At 69.1% G+C, this 18,352-nt stretch carries 21 protein-coding genes; 5 read left to right on the forward strand and 16 right to left on the reverse strand.

What is annotated here, in order from left to right:
- Nucleotides 1-35 precede the first annotated feature (35 nt).
- Nucleotides 36-1,643, reverse strand: coding sequence for a phytoene desaturase family protein (locus MCHLDSM_RS15955; RefSeq protein ID WP_234713993.1), 1,608 nt, complete (start codon nt 1,641-1,643; stop codon nt 36-38).
- A complete protein-coding gene (locus MCHLDSM_RS15960; protein WP_048470969.1) occupies nt 1,633-2,112 on the reverse strand; it encodes an SRPBCC family protein in 480 nt (159 codons plus the stop codon). Before MCHLDSM_RS15960 ends, MCHLDSM_RS15955 begins: the two co-directional genes overlap by 11 nt.
- A gap of 92 nt (nt 2,113-2,204) precedes the next feature.
- On the opposite strand from MCHLDSM_RS15960, the gene MCHLDSM_RS15965 reads away from it, so the two are divergent.
- Complete coding sequence (locus tag MCHLDSM_RS15965; protein WP_048470970.1) at nt 2,205-3,035, forward strand: peptidoglycan recognition protein family protein; 831 nt, start codon at nt 2,205-2,207, stop codon at nt 3,033-3,035.
- Here MCHLDSM_RS15965 and MCHLDSM_RS15970 read toward each other — a convergent pair.
- Nucleotides 3,019-5,265, reverse strand: a complete 2,247-nt coding sequence (locus tag MCHLDSM_RS15970; protein ID WP_048470971.1) for a molybdopterin-dependent oxidoreductase — start codon at nt 5,263-5,265, stop codon at nt 3,019-3,021. The genes MCHLDSM_RS15965 and MCHLDSM_RS15970 overlap by 17 nt on opposite strands.
- Nucleotides 5,266-5,335: 70 nt before the next feature.
- On the opposite strand from MCHLDSM_RS15970, the gene MCHLDSM_RS15975 reads away from it, so the two are divergent.
- On the forward strand, nt 5,336-5,923 hold the full coding sequence (locus tag MCHLDSM_RS15975) for a TetR/AcrR family transcriptional regulator (RefSeq protein ID WP_048470972.1): 588 nt from the start codon (nt 5,336-5,338) through the stop codon (nt 5,921-5,923).
- Here the strand turns inward: MCHLDSM_RS15975 and MCHLDSM_RS15980 are convergent.
- Genes MCHLDSM_RS15980 through MCHLDSM_RS15995 form a run of 4 tightly spaced genes read right to left on the reverse strand, consistent with a single transcriptional unit; the run spans nt 5,920 to nt 8,592 of the window.
- Nucleotides 5,920-6,909 carry an SDR family NAD(P)-dependent oxidoreductase gene (locus MCHLDSM_RS15980; RefSeq protein WP_048470973.1) on the reverse strand — a complete coding sequence of 330 codons (990 nt, stop codon included), beginning with the start codon at nt 6,907-6,909 and terminating at the stop codon, nt 5,920-5,922. The genes MCHLDSM_RS15975 and MCHLDSM_RS15980 overlap by 4 nt on opposite strands.
- A gap of 49 nt (nt 6,910-6,958) precedes the next feature.
- Entirely contained in the window at nt 6,959-7,348 is a 390-nt protein-coding gene (locus tag MCHLDSM_RS15985; RefSeq protein WP_048470974.1) for a VOC family protein, read from the reverse strand.
- On the reverse strand, nt 7,345-7,629 hold the full coding sequence (locus tag MCHLDSM_RS15990) for an ArsR/SmtB family transcription factor (RefSeq protein WP_048470975.1): 285 nt from the start codon (nt 7,627-7,629) through the stop codon (nt 7,345-7,347). Before MCHLDSM_RS15990 ends, MCHLDSM_RS15985 begins: the two co-directional genes overlap by 4 nt.
- Nucleotides 7,630-7,677: 48 nt before the next feature.
- Nucleotides 7,678-8,592, reverse strand: a complete 915-nt coding sequence (locus MCHLDSM_RS15995) for a DUF5996 family protein (RefSeq protein WP_048470976.1) — start codon at nt 8,590-8,592, stop codon at nt 7,678-7,680.
- A 104-nt stretch (nt 8,593-8,696) separates the two neighbouring features.
- Between MCHLDSM_RS15995 and MCHLDSM_RS16000 the strand changes: the two genes are divergently transcribed.
- Nucleotides 8,697-10,682, forward strand: coding sequence for a DUF7064 domain-containing protein (locus tag MCHLDSM_RS16000; RefSeq protein WP_048470977.1), 1,986 nt, complete (start codon nt 8,697-8,699; stop codon nt 10,680-10,682).
- Nucleotides 10,683-10,686: 4 nt separating this feature from the next.
- Here MCHLDSM_RS16000 and MCHLDSM_RS16005 read toward each other — a convergent pair whose 3' ends face one another.
- From MCHLDSM_RS16005 to MCHLDSM_RS16015, 3 genes are all read right to left on the reverse strand, one after another.
- Complete coding sequence (locus MCHLDSM_RS16005; protein ID WP_048470978.1) at nt 10,687-12,060, reverse strand: wax ester/triacylglycerol synthase family O-acyltransferase; 1,374 nt, start codon at nt 12,058-12,060, stop codon at nt 10,687-10,689.
- A 102-nt stretch (nt 12,061-12,162) separates the two neighbouring features.
- Nucleotides 12,163-12,786 carry a flavin reductase family protein gene (locus tag MCHLDSM_RS16010; RefSeq protein WP_234713994.1) on the reverse strand — a complete coding sequence of 208 codons (624 nt, stop codon included), beginning with the start codon at nt 12,784-12,786 and terminating at the stop codon, nt 12,163-12,165.
- 45 nt (nt 12,787-12,831) lie between these two features.
- A complete protein-coding gene (locus MCHLDSM_RS16015; RefSeq protein ID WP_048470980.1) occupies nt 12,832-13,338 on the reverse strand; it encodes a GNAT family N-acetyltransferase in 507 nt (168 codons plus the stop codon).
- Nucleotides 13,339-13,571: 233 nt separating this feature from the next.
- On the opposite strand from MCHLDSM_RS16015, the gene MCHLDSM_RS16020 reads away from it, so the two are divergent.
- Nucleotides 13,572-13,874, forward strand: coding sequence for a WhiB family transcriptional regulator (locus MCHLDSM_RS16020; protein WP_082168906.1), 303 nt, complete (start codon nt 13,572-13,574; stop codon nt 13,872-13,874).
- Here MCHLDSM_RS16020 and MCHLDSM_RS16025 read toward each other — a convergent pair.
- From MCHLDSM_RS16025 to MCHLDSM_RS16050, 6 genes are read right to left on the reverse strand one after another with little or no spacing between them, the layout of a single operon-like run.
- A complete protein-coding gene (locus MCHLDSM_RS16025) occupies nt 13,855-14,520 on the reverse strand; it encodes an O-methyltransferase (protein WP_048470982.1) in 666 nt (221 codons plus the stop codon). The genes MCHLDSM_RS16020 and MCHLDSM_RS16025 overlap by 20 nt on opposite strands.
- A 20-nt stretch (nt 14,521-14,540) precedes the next feature.
- Nucleotides 14,541-15,242, reverse strand: coding sequence for an Ntn hydrolase family protein (locus tag MCHLDSM_RS16030; protein WP_048470983.1), 702 nt, complete (start codon nt 15,240-15,242; stop codon nt 14,541-14,543).
- Nucleotides 15,243-15,277: 35 nt separating this feature from the next.
- The gene (locus MCHLDSM_RS16035; protein WP_048470984.1) at nt 15,278-15,955 is read right to left on the reverse strand and encodes an arsenate reductase ArsC; all 678 of its coding nucleotides are present in this window, start codon (nt 15,953-15,955) and stop codon (nt 15,278-15,280) included.
- Nucleotides 15,956-15,958: 3 nt separating this feature from the next.
- Nucleotides 15,959-17,038 (reverse strand): ACR3 family arsenite efflux transporter, encoded by a 1,080-nt coding sequence (arsB, locus tag MCHLDSM_RS16040; RefSeq protein ID WP_048470985.1) that lies wholly within the window; start codon nt 17,036-17,038, stop codon nt 15,959-15,961.
- Nucleotides 17,035-17,391, reverse strand: coding sequence for an ArsR/SmtB family transcription factor (locus tag MCHLDSM_RS16045; protein ID WP_048470986.1), 357 nt, complete (start codon nt 17,389-17,391; stop codon nt 17,035-17,037). Before MCHLDSM_RS16045 ends, arsB begins: the two co-directional genes overlap by 4 nt.
- A gap of 57 nt (nt 17,392-17,448) precedes the next feature.
- Nucleotides 17,449-17,886 (reverse strand): ArsI/CadI family heavy metal resistance metalloenzyme, encoded by a 438-nt coding sequence (locus tag MCHLDSM_RS16050; RefSeq protein ID WP_048470987.1) that lies wholly within the window; start codon nt 17,884-17,886, stop codon nt 17,449-17,451.
- Between the two features lie 105 nt (nt 17,887-17,991).
- On the opposite strand from MCHLDSM_RS16050, the gene MCHLDSM_RS16055 reads away from it, so the two are divergent.
- Nucleotides 17,992-18,351 carry an Rv2640c family ArsR-like transcriptional regulator gene (locus MCHLDSM_RS16055; protein ID WP_048470988.1) on the forward strand — a complete coding sequence of 120 codons (360 nt, stop codon included), beginning with the start codon at nt 17,992-17,994 and terminating at the stop codon, nt 18,349-18,351.
- Nucleotide 18,352 lies beyond the last annotated feature (1 nt).

An 18,352-nucleotide genomic window follows, 5' to 3' on the forward strand; every position in this document is an offset into this window, starting at 1 on the left:
TAGCGAAGCCGCCGATCACCCGGGTAGCAGGACCCTCAGCCGACGAGCAGCCGCGACGCCGCCCGGTTGAGCCGGCGGCGGGGCCAGCCCAACGGACCGTCGGCCGACAGTGCCGCCCGGGCGGCGTTGCGGCCGCAGATGCCGTGCACACCGCCGCCGGGCGGCGCTCCGGCGCTGCCGAGGAACACGTTGTCCAGCGGCGTCCGCGGACCACCCTGGCCCGGCATCGGTCGGAACACCAACTGCTGGAACAACTGTGACGTCCCGCCGTTGACGGCGCCGGCGTGCAGGTTGGCGTCGCTGTGTTCGAGGTCGGACGGCCGTTGGATCACCTTGCCGACGAGATGGCCGGTGAATCCCGGGGCGTGCTGCTCGAGCACCGCGTCGACCGCCTCGGCCAGTTGATCGGCGGAGCGGTCGTCGCTGCGGCCGCGCGGCAGATGCGTGTACGCCCAGGCGCTCTCCGTGCCGGCGGGGGAGCGACTGGGGTCGGCCGTGGTCATCTGGCCGAAGAGCAGGAACGGTGCCGACGGCACGGTGCCGGTGTTGAGGTCGGCCATCCAGCGGATCAGCCCGTCGTGGTCGGCGCCCAGGTGCACCGTGCCGGCGCCGGCGAGGCTGGGCGACCGCCAGGGGATGGGTGCGTCCAGGGCATAGTTGATCTTCAGCACCGGGGTGTCCCAGACGAAGCGGTCCAGGTCGCGGTGTGGTCCCGACGGCAGGACGTCGGGCGGCAGCAACCGCTGGTACAGCTGGGGGGCGGACGTGTCGGCGATGACGGCGCGCCGGCACCGCACGACGGCGCCGTCGGTCAGGTTCACCGCGGTGGCCCGGTGGCCGCGCACGTCGATGCTGTCGATTTCGCGTCCGCACTCCACGCGGGCGCCGGCCGCCTCGGCCCGGCGCACCAGCGCAGCGGTCAGGGCGCCCGCCCCGCCGACAGGGACCGGGAAGCCGCCGTCCTGGCCCAGCATCACCAACAGGTAGCCCATGACGCCGCTGCCGGGAGCGTCGACGGGCACGTCGGCGTGCATGGCATTGCCCAGCAGCAGTAGTTGCGCCGCCTCGCCGTCGAAGAGCTGCCGTGCCAGTTCCCCGGCCGGCAGCAACAGCAACTGCGCCAGACGCAGCGCGTCGGCCGCGCCGAGCCGGCGCAACAGCCCCGCCGGGCCGCGCACCGGCGGGAACGGGGCGAACAACGTCTCCAGCAGCGGCTTCTTGATGCGCTGATACTGCTCGAACGCGGCGATCCAGCGATCCCCGTCACCGGGATGACGGCGATCGAATTCGGCTGCGGTGCGCTCGATGTCGCGGTACAGCACCGGGGCGTCGTCATCGTCGGCGCTGCGGGCATGCCCCACGACGGCGGGTGCGTGGCTCCAGCGCAATCCGTGGTCCTCGAGCTGCAGGTGCTGCAGCGCCGGCGAGGCGACCGACAGGGGGTAGAACGCGCTGTAGAGATCGCTGACGTAGCCCGGGACCAGTTCGGCGCTCTTGACCGCGCCGCCGGGCGCGCTCTGCGCCTCGAGCACCACGACGTCCCACCCCGCGTCGGCGAGCAGCGCCGCCGCGACCAGTCCGTTGTGACCGGCGCCGATGACCACCGCGTCGGCGGTCTCCGACCGCGACAGCTCAGCGGTCATCGCGGGTGCGTCGCTCGGCCATCGCCGCCAACCGCCATGTCGTCTCCCGATTGCGGGGGAACGCGGCCGCCAGCGCCACCTGTTTGGGCAGCCAGTTCAGCGGCGGCGACACCGGGACCTCGGCCATCTCGATCCGGCATCCGCCCCCGTCGAGGTCCTGCAGGCGCAGGGTGATCCTTGCCTTGCCAAAAGGGCGGCCGTTGGCGATGAGGACGAGTTCGCTTTCGGGCGTGCAGGATTCGACCACGGTGCTGTCGTTGAGCACCAGCGGCCAGATGCCGATGGAATGGTGGATGGTGCTACCCGGCGCAGGCCAGTCGGCATCGACGGCCCGCATCCGGCTGTTGCCCACCACCCACTGCGAGTACGTCCACCCGTCGGCGATCACCGCCCAGACGTCGTGCCGGGACGCAGGCGTGTCGCGCGCGACGACCGGCGTGCTGTCGATGTCCTCGGGTTCTGTCGTCACCGAATCGCGTTACCCGCAGCTGCGGCGGATAAACGTCGGCTCGCCGTGATTGCATGGGGACCGACCGCAACGAGAATCGGAGGTGTTGCCGCATGCCGGGTGTGGGGCGCGGTGACTCTGTCTGGCTCGCTGACGTGCTGCGGGCCGAGGGGCTCGAGGTCGTCGAGCTGCCGGGCTGGCGTCAGCGCGGCCACGGCGCGTTCTCCGACATTCGCGGGGTGATGGTCCATCACACCGGGTCCGACTCGGCCACCGCGGAATCGATCGCGGTGGGCCGTCCTGATCTGCCCGGACCGCTCTCGCAGCTGCACGTCGCCCGGGACGGCACCGTCACGGTGGTGGCCGCGGGGGTGGCGTGGCATGCCGGCGCCGGGAGCTTCTCGTGGCTGCCGGCCAACACGGGCAACTGGCACACCCTCGGGATCGAGTGCGCGAACAGCGGGACCAGTCCGTGGGCGCCGCACCGCCGGAACTGGCCCGACGAGCAGTACGCCGCGCTGGTCGGCAGTTGTGCGGCACTGTGCCGGCGGCTCGGCCGGCCCGCGAGCCGCACCATCGGGCACAAGGAGTACGCCGGCCGTGCCCAGGGCAAGTGGGATCCCGGCGCGATCGACATGGGGACTCTGCGACGCGACATCGCGGTGCGCATCGCCACGCCCCGGCCGGCGCCCGACGACGACTACGTCGGCGTGCTGCTGCAGCGGGGTTCGACGGGCCCGCAGGTCGCCGAACTTCAGCGCCGCCTCAGATACGCCTACGCGGCCTACGCCGGCGACCTCGCCATCGACGGCGTCTTCGGACCCGATACCGAGGCTGCGGTCCGCGAATTCCAGCGCCGTTCAACGGGTTTGGAGGTGGACGGGATCGTCGGGCCGGCCACGGCCGCGGCATTGCGGCTGCGGCTGGTCAGCTCGCCGGCCTGACCTCGACCGGGATTCCGTTGAGGGCGCCGTTGCCCGAGGGTTCGTCGAGGAAATCCGGCGGGGAGAGCACGTTGGTGTTGACACCGGGGGAGCCGTTGGCGATGCCCAGCCGGGTGCCGGCCTTGCCGTGGCCCCAGCCGTGCGGCATCGACACCACGCCCGGTTTGATCGCCTCGGTCACCTCGACCGGGACCTCGATGCAGCCGCCCGACGAGGTGACCGTGACCCGGTCGCCGTCGGCGATGCCGCGGCGGGTGGCGTCCTCGCGGTGCATCAGCAGCGTGCAGCGATCGCGCCCCTTCATCAACGGTGCGACGTTGTGCAGCCAGGAGTTGTTGGAGCGCAGGTGACGTCGGCTCACCAGGACGAGGTCCTCAGGTGCCCGGGTGAGACGCCGCGCCAGCCGCGGCAGGTCCTCGAGCAGGTACGGCGGAGCCAGCCGGATCTTGCCGTCACTGGTCCCGAGCACCTCGGGCACGCGCGGCACCATCGGCCCGAAATTGATGCCGTCGGGATGCTGCCGCAACTTGTCCAGCGTCAGGCCGTCGGGATCATCGCCGTATCGGTCGCCGAACGGACCGGTGCGCAGTGTGAGGTCCAGCGTGCGTTCCGGGCCACCGTGGTCGTACAGGGCACGCACCGTGGCGCCGTCGAGGCCCTGCGTGAAGCACAGATAGTCGAAGAAGCCGTCGTCGATCGCGGCGACGTCGACGTCCTCGGCCGGTGTCCCGGTGCACAGCCCGGTCAACCGGACCAGGATCTCCCACTCGTCCGGCGCGTCCGGGTCGGGTCTGGCGAACACCGGCGGCGAGTAGTTCGCGACGCTGTTGACGGCAAAGTGCAGGATGAGGTCGTCGTGGTGGGGCTGCTCGAGGGGGGAGGGGCCGGGCAGGATCACATCGGCGTGGCGCGTTGTCTCGTTGAGCCACAGGTCGATCGAGATCATCGCCTCGAGTTCGTCGAGCGCCTCGTCGAGCCGATGGCCTGCCGGAGTGGACAGCACCGGATTACCGGCGACCGTGATCAGCGCCTTGATCTGCCCCTCGCCCGGTGTGGCGATCTCCTCGGCCAGGCAGGACACCGGAACCTGGCCGAGCACCTCTTTGGCGCCGCGTACCCGGGTGCGGTACCGGCCGAAGTCGGCGACGCCGTCTTCGAGTCCCGGGATGGGTTGCACCGTGACCGACCACGCGGCGGCGGTGGGGAACATCGCGCCGCCCGGTACGTCGAAGTGGCCGGTGAGGACGTTCACCACGTCGACGAGCCAGCTCGCGAGGCTGCCGAATTCCTGGTTGCAGGTGCCGATCCGGCCGTAGACGACGGCGCGGGGCGTCGCCGCGAGTTCGCGAGCGAGTTCCCGGATGCGTTCGGCGCCGATGCCCGTCACCTCGGCCACCCGCTCGGGCGGCCAGTCGGCGACGACCTCGCCGAGGGTGTCGACACCGTCGAGTTGCGGCGCCACCGTCCCGAGGTCGACCAGCTTCTCGTCGAACAGGGTGTGGGCGACGGCGAGCAGTAGCGCGGCGTCGGTGCCCGGCGTGATGGGCAGCCACTCGTCGGCCCGCTCCGCGGTGGCCGTGCGGACCGGGTCGACCACGATCACCCGGCCACGCTGCCGAACGGCGCCGATCAGGCCCATCACATCCGGGGCGGCCAGCAGCGATCCCTGCGACGCGGCGGGATTGGCGCCCATGATGACCAGCAGGTCGGTGCGTTCGACGTCGGGCACCGGGAAGCTCCACCAGCCGCCGTACATCAGGTGCGAGGACAGGTTCTTCGGCCACTGGTCGACGGTGCCCGGCGAGTAGGTCATCGGCATGCCGGAGAGTCCGAGCAGGATGCCGGCGTAGCGCGCCAGGGAGAACGAGTGGGCGAGCGGGTTTCCGGTGTACGCGGTGACGGCGCCGATCCCGTACTTCTCGATGACCGGCGCCAGCAGCTCCGTGCAGCGCCGGAAGGCGGTGTCCCAGTCGACCTCCTGCCACTGGCCGTCGACCTTGACCATCGGCCGCCGGATGCGGTCGGGGTCCTCGTGCACGGCGCCCAGCGATGCTCCCTTGGGGCAGATGTGGCCGTGACTCCACACGTCCTGCCGGTTCGGGCGGACACCGGCGACGTGCCCCTGCTCGACACGAATCTCCAACCCGCACATGGCCTCACAGAGCGGACACGTGTACAGGTGCAGCCCGTCCTCGCCGACCCCGGCCAACTCTCTTCGCGTTCCCGCCATCGACTCCGACCCCGCTCCGCCGTTGTTGTGACAGACTGTATCGACAATCCGCCCGGAAGGGGCCGCATTCGTGGACAGAGCATCGCCTCCCCGGCGTCGGCACCACGGCTCGCGCCGCGACCCGACGATCAACGACGCCGTCCTCGACGCCGCCCGCACGCTGTTGGTCACCCGCGGTTACGCGGGCACGTCGATCGACCTGATCGCGGCCACAGCCAAGGTCAGCCGTCCGGCGATCTATCGGCGGTGGCGCACCAAGGCCCACCTCATTCACGAGGCGGCCTTCCCCGGCCTGGGCCCCGACCCGTGCGAGGACGACCTGACGGCGGAGATCGCCCGGCTGTGCCGTGGGGCGCTGGTGATGTACGCCGATCCTGTTGTGCGCGAAGCAGTTCCGGGACTACTCCACGATCTGCGGATGGAGCCTGCGATGCGCAGGCTGCTCAACGACCGGTTGGAGGCCGCGGCGCGCCGGCAACTGGCGGCGCAGCTGGCTGACGCCGCCGACGCCCGGTCCGGGGTGGACGCCGACACCGTGATGGACGCGATCGCCGGAGCGGCCTGGTACGCCGTGTGCGTCCGCAAGGTGACCGACCTCGATCGCGCGGCCACACACCTGGCCGACCTGGTGTGCCACGGCGTACTGCGCCGCGATTAGAGCCGGCCCACCTCGCGCAGCCCCTCGACGGTGTCCGCGATCGTCTCGGCCGGGTCGCGCCAGTGCAGACCGAAGTCCCGAGCGCTCGGCGCGTCATCGGAGGCCGGCATCTGCGTGTAGTACTGCATCGCCGCGGAGTTGATCGGCGTCTCGAAGGGAAGGAACGGTCCCACGACGTCGAAGACCCGACCGACGCTGCGCAGCGCCACATCGGGCACCGGGACCGCCGTGAGCGTGCGGTTCGCCGCGGTGCCGATCATCTGGGCCAGCTGATCCACCGAAACACGTTGTCCGCCGGCCATATAGCGTCGGGGTCCGTGGCCGGGCTCGAGGAGCGCGACGTGCAGTGCGGCCAGGTCGCGGACGTCGATGACGATCCAACCGGCCCCGCGGCCGGGCACGCTGCGCATCTTCACCGATGCCTCCACGCCCTCGGCGGCCTCGCCGAACTGGTCGCCGGCGGGCGGGCCGAGAACCATGCCGGGATAGGTGATGTTCACCGGTGCGCCGGCGTCCTGCAGGCCGCGTGCGTACGCCTCGACCGCCGCCTTCGACCGCCCGTAGCCGTCGCTGCCGCCGACCACCGGCAGATCGGCGTGCAGTATCTCGAGGTCCGGACGGAACAGAGCGGTGAAGCTGGAGACGTGCACGATCGGGTCGATGCCGGCTGCGACGGCAGCGCCGAGCACGTTGCGGGCACCTTCGAGATTGGTGTGCAGCATCTCGTCGGCGCGGTTGGGATCGGTGGACACCATTGCCGCGCAGTGGATCACGGCGTCGCAGCCGTCCAGCGCAGCCGCGGTGCTCTGCGCGTCGGCGATATCGCCGAGCACGTGATCGCCGATGTCGACGCCGATCTTCTCGGCGCTGGTGCTCAGTCGGCCCGCGTTGCGCACCAGGAAGCGCACGTCGTGCCCGGCATCCTGCACGGCCTTGGCGGTCCATGCGCCGACGAAGCCGGTGCCGCCGGTGATCAGTACCTTCATCTACCCTCCGGTCTCACGACGCGCTCTATACCCGTTCGGCCCGCGCGCCTCACCCGCTGACGTGCTGGATCTGGATCAGATTGCCACACGTGTCGTCGAGCACCGCCGTGGTGACCGGCCCCATGTCGGTGGGCTGCTGGGTGAAGCGCACGCCGAGTGCGCGAAGACGGTCGTATTCGGCCGCCACGTCGTCGACGTCGAAGGCGGTGAACGGGATGCCGTCGGCCACCAGCGCCTCCTTGAACGGTCGGGCGGCGGGATGTTCGTCGGGTTCGAGCACGAGCTCGACGCCGTCGGGGCTGTCCGCGGAGACGACGGTGATCCACCGGTGCGATCCCATCGGGACGTCGTGCTTGGGGCGGAAGCCGAGCACGTCGGTGTAAAAGCGCAGCGCTTTGTCCTGGTCGTCGACGAGCACGCTCGTCAGGGTGATTCTCATGACTGTCCTCCCCGGTCGGTGAGCCACCGCGCCGTGATCTCTTGCAGCGGAGCGGTATTGAGGTAGTGGAACTTGTACTTGCCGTCGCGCCGGGTCTCGACGAGCCCCGCCGCTTCGAGCACGTCCAGGTGCTGTGAGATCGCCTGACGGGACGACCCCAGCCCGTGCCGCGTCGTCAGGCGGGCGCGGATCTCGAAGAGCGTCTGACCGTCGCGCTCGGCCAGTTCGTCGAGGATGGTGCGCCGCGTGGGGTCGGCCAAGGCCTTGAAGACGTCGCCCACCCCACGACCATAGGCAAGTGATTACTTGCCTGTCAACGACGGCGGCAGTCAGGTGGGGTCGGGGACCTGATCGGGCCATTGCGCCAGCGTGCGGGCGGCCTCGGCCGTCGAGCGCAGGAAGGTCAGGAGCATGGCGTCGGGATCGGCGGCCGTCCGCACGGCGCGGTAGGGCAGCACGTACTCGCCCAGATCGGTGTCGAAGTACGCCGCGTCCGGCGCCACGTCCCACTGCTCGAACCCGGCAGGCTGGGGATAGGCGTACGAGTAGAAGACGCCCTCGTCGGCGCCACCCGGCCAGTACCCCGCGCTGGACACCTCGTCGCTGTAGGCGTCGACCATCACCGAGTCGGGGCAGTTCGGCACGCCGCCGGGATGCACAGGTGCGCCCCGGCCGGAGAACCGGGTGACCGCCAGGTCGAAGGCGCCCCAGAAGAAGTGCACCGGACTGACCTTGCCGCGGAAGTCGGCGCGGAAGGCAGTGAACACCCGATGCGCGCTGACCAGCGAGCGCCAGAAGGCGTTCATCGCCTGCGGGTCGTAGCTCGCATGGGCGGTGTCCTCGGCGAACGGGATCACGTCGGGCAGCTCGACCGGCGTGCCGACGATCGGGATGTCGAGATCGAGTTCGGCCAGCAGACGCCGGAACTCGGCGTAGAAGTCCGCCACAGACCGCGGTTCGAGGGCCATGGACCGGTGCGTGCCGTCGGTGACGCGGATGTGCAGGCGATGCTCGATGAAGTCGAACGTCACCTCGAACGCGCGCGGCGCGTAAGGGATGAGTGAGGTGGTGAGGCCACTGGCATTGACGTAGAGCGGCACCTCCCACCAGTGGTTGAGGTGGACGCTCGCCGCCATGCGCACTTTGCCGACGATCTGGGTCCACAGGTGCACGGTGTCGCGGGTGTCCTGCCAGTCGGCCAGCGGGAGCTCCGGCCAAGCGAGTGAAATCTGAGCGTCGGTCATCAGTCCATCTTGGTCGTTGATGGCGTGTCACGACCAGTTGACGGCTGTCAATTTTCTTGCCGGATGTGCCCGTCAGGTCGCGCCCGCTGCTCTACATTGGCCGAATGTCCTCGCCGCGTCCGCCGCTCATCGAACGTCCCGCCGATCTGACCGCCGAGTGGCTCACCGCCGCGCTGGGTCATGGCACGGTCGACGAGTTCAGCGTCGCCCGCATCGGGACCGGCCAGATGAGCGAGTGCTACCGCGTCACCCTCACCTACGCCGACGGCGCATCGGGGCCGGCGTCGGTGGTGCTGAAGGTGGCGGCCGCCGACCCGAGCAGCCGGCAGACCGGCCTGGCGATGGGGCTCTACGAGCGCGAGGTCCGCTTCTACACCGACATCGCGCCGGGGCTCGTGGGCCCCGTCGCGCCCTGCCACCACGCGGCCTATGATCCCGCGACCGGCGTCTTCGATCTGCTGCTCGACGACGCGGCGCCGGCGGCCGTCGGTGACGAGATCCGCGGTGCCACTGCCGAACAGGCGGTGCTGGCGCTGCGTCAGCTCGGGCTCGTACACGGCCCGCTGCTCGGCGACGAGGCGCTGGCGCACGCCGCGTGGATCAACCGGGAGTCGCCGGTCAATCAGGGGTTGATGAGCGCCCTGTATGCCGGCTTCATCGACCGCTACCGCGACCAGGTGGCGCCGGAACACCGCGAGGTGTGCGAGCGGTTCGTCGCCGCCTTCGATGCCTACGCCGCAGAGGACGCGGCCGGCGGCCGACGCGGACTGGTGCACGGTGACTACCGGCTGGACAACATGCTCTTCGGGCAGGACGGCGCCGATCGGCCGCTCACCGTGGTGGACTGGCAGACCGTCACCTGGGGGCCGGCGTTCACCGACGTCGCCTACTTCCTGGGGTGCGCGCTGCCGACCGAGGAACGTCGGGCCCGCTACGACGAGTTGCTCGCCGCCTATCACGAAGCGCTGGGTTCCGGTTCCGGCGTCACCCTCGACGAGGTCCGCGAGGGTGTGCGGCGGCAGAGCTTCTTCGGTGTGCTGATGGCGATCGTGTCGCCGATGCTCGTCGAACGAACTGAGCGCGGTGACGAGATGTTCATGGCGATGATCGCCCGACACTGCCAGCATGTGCTCGACACCGACGCGCTGGCGCTGCTGCCGGAGCCGTCGACACCCGAGCCGTTGCAGCCCGAGCCGTCCGACGAAGGCCGTCACGCCCCGACCGACGAACCGCTGTGGAGCGAGAGCTGGTATTTCGACTTCGCCGACCCCGCCCAGCGTGTCGGTGGCTGGATCCGCCTGGGAGTCATCCCGAATCAGGGGCACGCCTGGATCAACGGGCTGCTGTGCGGGCCGGACATGCCGACGATCGCGGTGCTCGATTTCGAGGCTCCGCTGCCGGAGGACCACACGCTGGTGCGGTCCGACGTCGGCGAGCTCGCCATGGATGTCGTCGAACCCCTTGCGGTATACCGTGTTTCGCTGCGGGGACGCGGGGAGGCGCACGACGATCCGGCGGCCCTGCTGCGCGGTGAGGCCGGACGGCCGGTGGAACTCACGATGGATCTGACGTGGACGACCGTCGGCACCCCGTTCCAGTACCGGGTGTCGCCGCGCTACGAGATCCCGTGCCGGGTCTCGGGCACGGTGACCGCGAACGGCCAGTCGTATGCCTTCACCGATGTGGCCGGCCAGCGCGACCATTCGTGGGCCTCGCGCGACTGGTGGAGCATGGACTGGGTGTGGAGTGCGCTGCACCTCGACGACGGGACGCACCTGCACGGGGTCGACATCCGGATCCCGGGGGCGCCGCCGTTGTCGGTCGGCTACGAGCAGCGGGGGGGCGAGCCGCTGCTCGAACTGTCGACGGTCGACGCGCGGGAAACCGCGTGGGACAACGAGTTACCCATCTCCGCCGAGGTGTTCTACGGTGATCTCGGCGCGACGATCACCGTCGTCGGGCACGCGCCCGTGCTGCTGACGTCTCCCGACGGGCGCCTGAGCCGGTTCCCGCGCGCCTGGGGGACCGTGACCACCGCCGACGGCCGGACGGGGATCGGCTGGATCGAGTGGAACCGCAGCCAGGGCTGATCCCTCAGACTCGGTCCGCGACCTTCAACTCTCCATAGGCCGCGCGGGTGTGTTCGGCGAGTGCAGGCACATCGCTGATCGCGGCGCTGTTCGCCACGAAACCGAAGTCCATGTGATCGCGATACGAACTCAGCGTCACGTTCAAGCCGATGGCGGCGGCCAGCGCCGACACCGGGAAGATGCCGGTGAGTGTCGCGCCGTTGAGATACTGGATGTCGTTGCTGCCCGGCACATTCGAGATGACCAGATTGCACGCCGGGTGGCCCACTCGGTCGAGGTGGGTCGATGCGCCGGCACCGGCGAGCGCGACCAGCGCGACGGCATAGGTCATCGCCGCGTCCGGCGACAGGCCGCCCAGTTCCCTCTTGGCCGTGGCGACCGAGTGGGCCACCTGACGCAGACGGTCTTCCATCGCGGCCTCCGGCTGCCCGAGGCGGACGAACATCGCCGACACCTTGGTGCCCACGGTGGTGTCGCCGTCCCCGCGCAGCGACACCGGACACATGGCGATCAACTCGTGCGCGTACGCCTGATCCGTCTCGCGCAGGTAGGCGTGTAGACCGTGGTCGATCACGGCGGCCGCGACATCGTTGAGCGTGGCGCCGTGGTGGTGGGCGATCTGGTGCATCTCCTCGAGCGGCAGCGACAGGGTGGCGAAACCACGCGCCTGCCGCAGCGGTGCGTTGGTCGGGGCGCGGCCGGCGACGAACGGCAGACTGCCTTCGACGTGGGTGCCGAGCGCCGCACTGAGCGCCTTGCGCGCTGCGCCCCAGGAGATCTGCTTGACCGCGCCGACCTGGGTGAGCACGCCGTGGACGGCATCGGTGAGCCGTCGCAACGCGGGTGGGGGTGATGAGGAAATCGGCGCCGGGCCGGGCAGCGCGAACGCGGGCGCAGGGATGGTGTCGCCGGGGGACAGGCTCAGGCCGTCATAGAGTCGCTTCAGGCCGGACACGCCGTCGATGATGCTGTGGTGGGTCTTGGTGTAGATCGCGAAGCGGCCGCCGGGGACCCCGTCGATGATCCAGCACCGCCACAGTGGCCGGTTGCGGTCCAGCATCGGCTCGTGCAGGTCGGCGACGAGGCGCAGCAGGTCGTCGTAGGAACTGCCGGCCGGCAGCGACAGATGCTGCACGTGGTAGTGCGGATCCCAGGTGGGCGCTTCGCGGAAATGCGGGATGCCCGTGCCGAGGATCTCGGGCACATAGGTGAACGGGGGCAGCGGTTTGCGGCTGCGGTAGTCCGCCACCACCTGGGCGACGAGACCGCGCCGGCCGGGCGGCTTCTGGAACAGCAGCATCGCTCCGACGTGCGTCGTGCCGCCGGGCGTCTCCATCAGCAGCCAGGCGAGATCGAGCGGGGGAATGGCGGTGCTCATCGTGGTGTACCTCCACTTCGGGCCACACCCCGCAGCCGAGAGTGTGCCGCAACCTCACGGCGCGCGCAGGCGATCGGCGCGAGAACCGATCGCGTGCGGCCGTCAGTCGGGCCGCGACATCTCGAAGCCGGCGTCGGGGGCGATCTCGAAGTAACCCGCGGGCCCGCCTGCACGCAGGATGGGCCGGGGTCCGGCGGTGTCGTAGACACCGTCGACCAGCCAGTGGCGATCGATGTGGACGGCGACGACCTCGCCGAGCACCAGCCAGGTGTCGATCTCCGCACCGGCCGCATCGCGAAGCTGAATCAGCTGGGACAGCCGGCACTCGAAATTGACCGGACTCTCCAGTACGCGCGGCGGCGCGACCGCGACCGAATCGACGGGGGTCAGGCTGCCCAGGTCGTACTCGTCGACGTCGGTGTCGACCATCGCCGCGGTCTCGTTCATCGCGGCGGCCAAGTGCCGGGTCGCGAGATTCCACACGAACTCGCCTGTGGCATCGGTGTTGGCGACGCTGTCCTTCCAGCCGATGGAGGAGAACCCGATCACCGGTGGGCGGTAGTTGAACCCGTTGAAGAAGCTGTAGGGCGCGAGATTGCGCACCCCGTCGGCGCTCAGCGTCGAGATCCAGCCGATCGGCCGAGGACCGATGATGGCGTTGAACGGGTCGTGCGGAAGCCCGGTGCCGTCGGCGGTCCGGTAGAAGTGGGCGTCGGGGAGGGCCAACAGTGTCTCCGATCGAGGTGGCGGTGAGGCCATTCTCCTATGCGCTCAGCGACCGGTGAACTTGGAGAGGTACAGCCACGTCGGTCGGTACCCGCGTCGCTGATAGAGCCGCAGGGCGTCGTCGTTGCCGGCCAGCGCGCCCAGAACGATGTCCGGGGCGCCGACCGCCTCCAGGTGTTGCTCCAGCCGTCGCAGCAACTCAGAACCCAGTCCGCTGCCGCGGAAAGCCGGCAACACGCTCAGCGATTCGATCTCTCCGACGCGTGGTCCGGTCACCCACGTGTCGGCGATCCAGCTGTCGTCGACGGGCATCGGGTAGGCCAGTCCGTAGCCGACCAGCGTGTCACCGCTCGATGCGAGCAGCAGCAGTGTGTCGGGCTCGTCGAGCAAGCGCTCATACAGGGCGCGGCGGACGCGCCACGTCTCGGCGTCCGTCACGTACGGCGCCAGCTCAGGCATGCTCTCGACGTGGCGATGATGCACCGCCACCCACAACGGTCCCAGCGCATCGATATCGTCCGGGCCGCCGACGCTGATCTCCCAGTCCGGCATGCGACGACGCTATGCCGCCCGGCCGTGCCGTCACAAGCGACCATCCCGTGCCGACGCGATCGATGCGTGACGAAGGTCCTTGCGAATGAAGTACTTGGGTACTGACGACGCGTCGCCATTCCTCACTAACGTCGTTTGCGGTGAGTCGTGGACAGAGCGGTGCCCCATCGAGGGGGAATGGGGCACCGCGCGTCGGCCCGCCCGATGACGCCGTGACACGGGGGGATGAGCAGATGACGATCGTGGACGAAGCCCGTCAGCAGTGGGTGTCGCAGGCGCGGTGCCGGGACACCGACCCCGACGAACTCTTCGTCCGAGGTGCCGCGCAGAGGCAGGCCGTTCTGATCTGCCGCCGCTGTCCCGTCATCAGGGAGTGCGCCGCGGAAGCCCTCGACAACCGGCTGGAGTTCGGCGTGTGGGGTGGGCTGACGGAGAGGCAGCGCCGCGCACTGCTGAAGGCCAACCCGAACGTCACGTCGTGGGCCGAGTACTTCGCCGGGCGGGCCGCACGACACCTCAGCCGGTACGGCAACTGATCTCCATACTGTCGCCGCCGCGCACGGGGAAGCTCACGCTGACGTAGCCGCTCACCGGATCGCGGACGCGATCGAGGTACGGCGCCAAATCCGGCATCGACGTGTTGTCCGCAACCACGAGCGCACCCGATGACAGCCGGGGCTCCAGCAGGTCGAGGACGGGACCGTACAGCTCCTTCCATCCGTCGAGGAGCACGAAATCCACCGAACCCTCGAGGGTGGGCAGGGTCTCGAGCGCATCGCCCGCCAACACGGTGATGACGTCGTCGAGTCCGGTCTCGACGAATGTCTCGGTGGCGGCGGCGACCTTGGCCGAGCTCAGTTCGGTCGTGATGACGCGCCCGCCGCCGTTGTCGCGCACTGCCGCGGCCAGGTGCACGGCCGAGATGCCGAGCGACATGCCGAACTCGACCACCGTCGCGGGCTTGGCGGCACGCACCAGCGCATAGAGCAGGCGTCCGGCGTCCGGCGTCACGGGCAGGTAGAAGTCGCTCATCGCGTCCGCACGCTCTTGGGCGGTGGCCGCGGCGAGGCGGGCGAAGTCGGCACCCTTGTCGCCACGCAGTTGCGCCATCTGTTCCTCGGCCTCGCCGTACATCCGGTCGAGAGCTGCGGCGACGCGGGGATCGGTCAGCGTGGTGCCCATGACGTCGAACCTCCTTCCTGTCAGCTCTCGAAGAGCCTGTCGAGAGTCTCCCGCTCCAGATCGCGCCACCGCCGCACCTGGGCGCCCGCCTCGTCGATGTCGTCGGGGGAGAGGTGATCGGCGCCGTCCGGCGTGATGCGGCAGATGTCCATCGGGCCGCCGACCGTCGGTGACGTCTCGTCGAGCGCGTGCAGCACCCGCAGCGCCGCGATCACGCCGTACTCCACCGGCCGCTGGTTCATGCGGAAGTTCGACAACAGGGCACGCGCCTGCTGGGCCATCGGCGCGCCGCTGCCGATGGCCTGGAAGCCGATGTCCTCGTAATGGCCGATCAGCCCGTGCGGATCCAGGTCGACGATGAAGGGCTTGTCGTCGGAGTACCCGGCGGCGAGCACATACGTCGCCGGCGTGGCGCCGCTGGTCTTCTGCCCCGGCACGTCCTCGATGAAGTTCTCGTAGTGATGCTGCAACACCGGGACCACCCGCGCCTGCAGCGCCCGCCCGACGTCGCTCGCCTCGACGATCGTTTCGGGTTGGGCGTCGAACATCTGCTCCAGGTCGTAGAGCACTGCGCGCGAGCCGCTTCCGGCCCAGGCGGCGTGCTTGCCCAGGCCGTGCAGTTTCTGCGCCGGGTACGTCAGCCCTCGATCGGGCTCGGTGATCTGGGAGTCGGCGGCGAGCACAAGGCCGTCGGCGCATCGCAGGGCCAGGACAACGGTCACCTACGCGATCGTGTCATGCCGGGGTCCGGTCAGGTTCACCGGTGGGCGGTATCGACGCCGAGCTCGGCGAGAAGTCGGCGCACCCGTTCCTCGATGTCGTCGCGGATCGGCCGGACGGCGTCGACGGACTGCCCAGCCGGATCGGGGAGGTCCCAGTTCTCGTAACGCTTGCCCGGAAAGATCGGACACGCGTCCCCGCACCCCATGGTGACCACGACATCGGCGGCTTGCACGATCTCGTCTGTCCAGGGCTTGGGGAACTCGCCGGTGATGTCGATTCCGACTTCGGCCATGGCTTGGATCGCCGACGGGTTGATCGCCTCACCCGGCTCCGAGCCGCCGGACCATGCAACGGCATCATCGCCGGCCAGGTGCGTGAAAAAGCCCAACGCCATCTGAGATCGCCCGGCGTTGTGCGTGCACAGGAAGAGCACGGTGGGGCGCGCGTCGGTGATCTTGCCCTCTACGCGGGCCAGCGCGTGCAGGTGCTGGCGTGCGAACCGTTCGGCGAGCAGCGGGAGAAAGTTGGAAACGGTTGCATGGCTGGCGAATTGGTCATACGCCGAATGCAGGAACCGTTCGACGGTATCCACGCTGAAGGTCTCGCCGAAGTCGCGATGCAGACGCGTGGCGGCGGTGAGCAGTGCGTGCTGCTGATCGATGGACAGATCGTGGCGTATGTGCCGCTTGAACGAAACCGGGCTGTCGGTCATGGTCTACTCCTGTGTTGCGGGCGTTGGGTGAGTGAATCGGTGCCGCAGCGCCAGCGAGACGTAGACGAGGCCGACGAGGACCGGGACTTCGATGAGCGGTCCGACGACCCCGGCGAGCGCCTGTCCGGAGGTGGCCCCGTACGTCGCGATGGCCACCGCGATCGCGAGCTCGAAGTTGTTCCCTGCGGCGGTGAACGCGAGGGTCGTGGTGCGTTCATAGCCCAGCTGCAGCACGGCGCCGAGCAGGTAGCCGCCGCCCCACATGAGGGCGAAGTAGGCGAGCAGCGGGAGCGCGATGCGTGCCACGTCCCACGGCCGGCTGGTGATCTGATCTCCCTGCAGCGCAAAGAGAATCACGATGGTGAAGAGCAGTCCGTACAGTGCCCACGGGCCGATCCGGGGCAGGAACGTCGTCTCATACCAGTGACGTCCCTTGGTCCGCTCGCCCAGCCGCCGCGACAGGTAGCCGGCGAGGAGTGGGATACCGAGGAAGATCAGCACGGACTTGGCGATCTGCCACGGCGAGGTCGAGATGGTCGTCTGTTCCAGGCCCAGCCACCCGGGCAGCACCGACAGATAGAACCAGCCGAGGACGGCGAACATTAGCACCTGGAAGATCGAGTTCAGGGCGACCAGCACCGCGGCCGCCTCGCGGTCACCGCAGGCCAGGTCGTTCCAGATGATCACCATCGCGATGCACCGCGCCAGACCCACGATGATCAGGCCGGTGCGGTACTCGGGTAGATCAGGCAGCAGCAGCCACGCCAGCGAGAACATCAGGGCCGGGCCGACCACCCAGTTCAGCAGCAGCGAGCTGATCAGGAGTCTGCGGTCGCCGGTGACGCTGTCGAGGCGGTCGTAGCGCACCTTGGCGAGCACCGGGTACATCATGATCAAGAGGCCGAGAGCGATGGGCAGTGAGATTCCGTCGATCTCGATCGCGTCGAGCGCGGTGTTCAGTCCCGGCACCAGACGACCCAGCAGTAGGCCGGCGGCCATCGCCAGGCCGATCCACACCGGCAGGAACCGATCGAGACGCGAAAGCTTCTCCACCACAGCAGAATCCGCAGTCGTACCGGTCACGTCAGTGCTCCGTCGTCGACAACATCGAGGACGGCGGCGAGAGAGCGCAGCGTGTGGGGGACCACGGAGTAGTACACCCAGGATGCGCGCCGTTCGGCCGCCAGCAGTCCGGCCTCTTTGAGGACCTTGAGGTGATGGGAAATCGTCGGCTGGGTGACGTCGAGGCCGGCCGAGATGTCGCAGACGCAAGCCTCGCCACCGGCGTGGCTGGCGACGAGGCTGAACAGGCGTAACCGAACGGGGTCGGCGAGCGCTTTGAGCTTGCCGGCGACGTCCGCCGCGGCCTCGGCCGACAGGGGTTCACGCACGACGGGCGCGTACGCGCACACATCCTCCCGCAGTGACTTCGACATGCGTCGATATTGATGGATGTCGAATCGGGCGTCAAGCGAACGTGTCGTGAACGCGGGTCAGCAGCAGTCGGCGGCGGCGTGCGTGTTCCCTTCCGAGGGCTCGAGATGATCGGGGCTGCGGCCGAAGGTCTCCGAATCTGCCAACACCGTGTACACCTCCCACCTCTCACCGCCGGGGCCGGTCACCCAGACCTTGTCCTGGGTGGCGAAACAGCACGTGGTGCCGATCTCCTCTTCGGTGAACATGCCTTCGCCGGCGAGCCGGGCGATCTCCGCGTGCACCGTCTCGCTGGACTCGACCTCGACGCCGAGATGGTTGAGTGTGCCGCCTCTGCCGGGATTTTCGAGCAGCACCAGTTTCAGCGGTGGTTCGGCGACGGCGAAGTTCGCGTACCCCTCTTTCACCTTGGCCGGCGGCGTGTTGAAGAGCTTCGAGTAGAACGCGATGGCCTGGTCGAGGTCATCGACGTTGAGAGCGAGCTGGATGCGGGACATGGGTGCTCCTTCCGGGAACCTCTGCGACTTATGTCGAATTCAAGTCCTGCGGTGAGCGTGCCAACCTTTTTGACTTAAGTCAAGATCCTCGGCCATACTGGTCGGGTGCCGAAAGCTCTGCCGATGATCGACATGTCAGCCCCGGTGTGCTGCGCACCCGTGGCGTCCGGGCCGATGAGCGATGCCGATGCGTTGCAGATTGCGTTGCGCCTCAAGGCGCTTGCCGATCCGGTCCGGGTCAAGCTGATGTCGCTGCTGTTCAGTTCGACCGAGGGGGAGCAGAACAGCGGCGATCTCGCTCGGGCGCTGGAGGTCACCGAGTCGACGGTGAGTCACCACCTGAGTCAGCTCCGGAGGGCCGGCCTGGTGGAATCCGAACGCCGGGGCATGAGCGTGTTTCACCGACCGCACGCCGACGCGGTCGCGGCGCTGTGCGTGGTGCTGGATCCGAACTGCTGCCGGTAGC

Origin of the sequence: Mycolicibacterium chlorophenolicum (assembly GCF_001044235.1) — a bacterium.
GTDB lineage: Bacteria > Actinomycetota > Actinomycetes > Mycobacteriales > Mycobacteriaceae > Mycobacterium > Mycobacterium chlorophenolicum.

Coding starts and splice junctions, on each gene's coding strand:
- MCHLDSM_RS15955 (WP_234713993.1), bottom strand. CDS start 1,643: ATGACCGCTGAGCTGTCGCGGTCGGAGACCGCCGACGCGGTGGTCATC.
- MCHLDSM_RS16050 (WP_048470987.1), bottom strand. CDS start 17,886: ATGTCCCGCATCCAGCTCGCTCTCAACGTCGATGACCTCGACCAGGCC.
- MCHLDSM_RS16020 (WP_082168906.1), top strand. CDS start 13,572: ATGACGATCGTGGACGAAGCCCGTCAGCAGTGGGTGTCGCAGGCGCGG.
- MCHLDSM_RS15970 (WP_048470971.1), bottom strand. CDS start 5,265: ATGGCGGGAACGCGAAGAGAGTTGGCCGGGGTCGGCGAGGACGGGCTG.
- MCHLDSM_RS15965 (WP_048470970.1), top strand. CDS start 2,205: ATGCCGGGTGTGGGGCGCGGTGACTCTGTCTGGCTCGCTGACGTGCTG.
- MCHLDSM_RS16005 (WP_048470978.1), bottom strand. CDS start 12,060: ATGAGCACCGCCATTCCCCCGCTCGATCTCGCCTGGCTGCTGATGGAG.
- MCHLDSM_RS16015 (WP_048470980.1), bottom strand. CDS start 13,338: ATGCCGGACTGGGAGATCAGCGTCGGCGGCCCGGACGATATCGATGCG.
- MCHLDSM_RS16000 (WP_048470977.1), top strand. CDS start 8,697: ATGTCCTCGCCGCGTCCGCCGCTCATCGAACGTCCCGCCGATCTGACC.
- MCHLDSM_RS15995 (WP_048470976.1), bottom strand. CDS start 8,592: ATGACCGACGCTCAGATTTCACTCGCTTGGCCGGAGCTCCCGCTGGCC.
- MCHLDSM_RS15985 (WP_048470974.1), bottom strand. CDS start 7,348: ATGAGAATCACCCTGACGAGCGTGCTCGTCGACGACCAGGACAAAGCG.
- MCHLDSM_RS16035 (WP_048470984.1), bottom strand. CDS start 15,955: ATGACCGACAGCCCGGTTTCGTTCAAGCGGCACATACGCCACGATCTG.
- MCHLDSM_RS16025 (WP_048470982.1), bottom strand. CDS start 14,520: ATGGGCACCACGCTGACCGATCCCCGCGTCGCCGCAGCTCTCGACCGG.
- MCHLDSM_RS15980 (WP_048470973.1), bottom strand. CDS start 6,909: ATGAAGGTACTGATCACCGGCGGCACCGGCTTCGTCGGCGCATGGACC.
- MCHLDSM_RS16045 (WP_048470986.1), bottom strand. CDS start 17,391: ATGTCGAAGTCACTGCGGGAGGATGTGTGCGCGTACGCGCCCGTCGTG.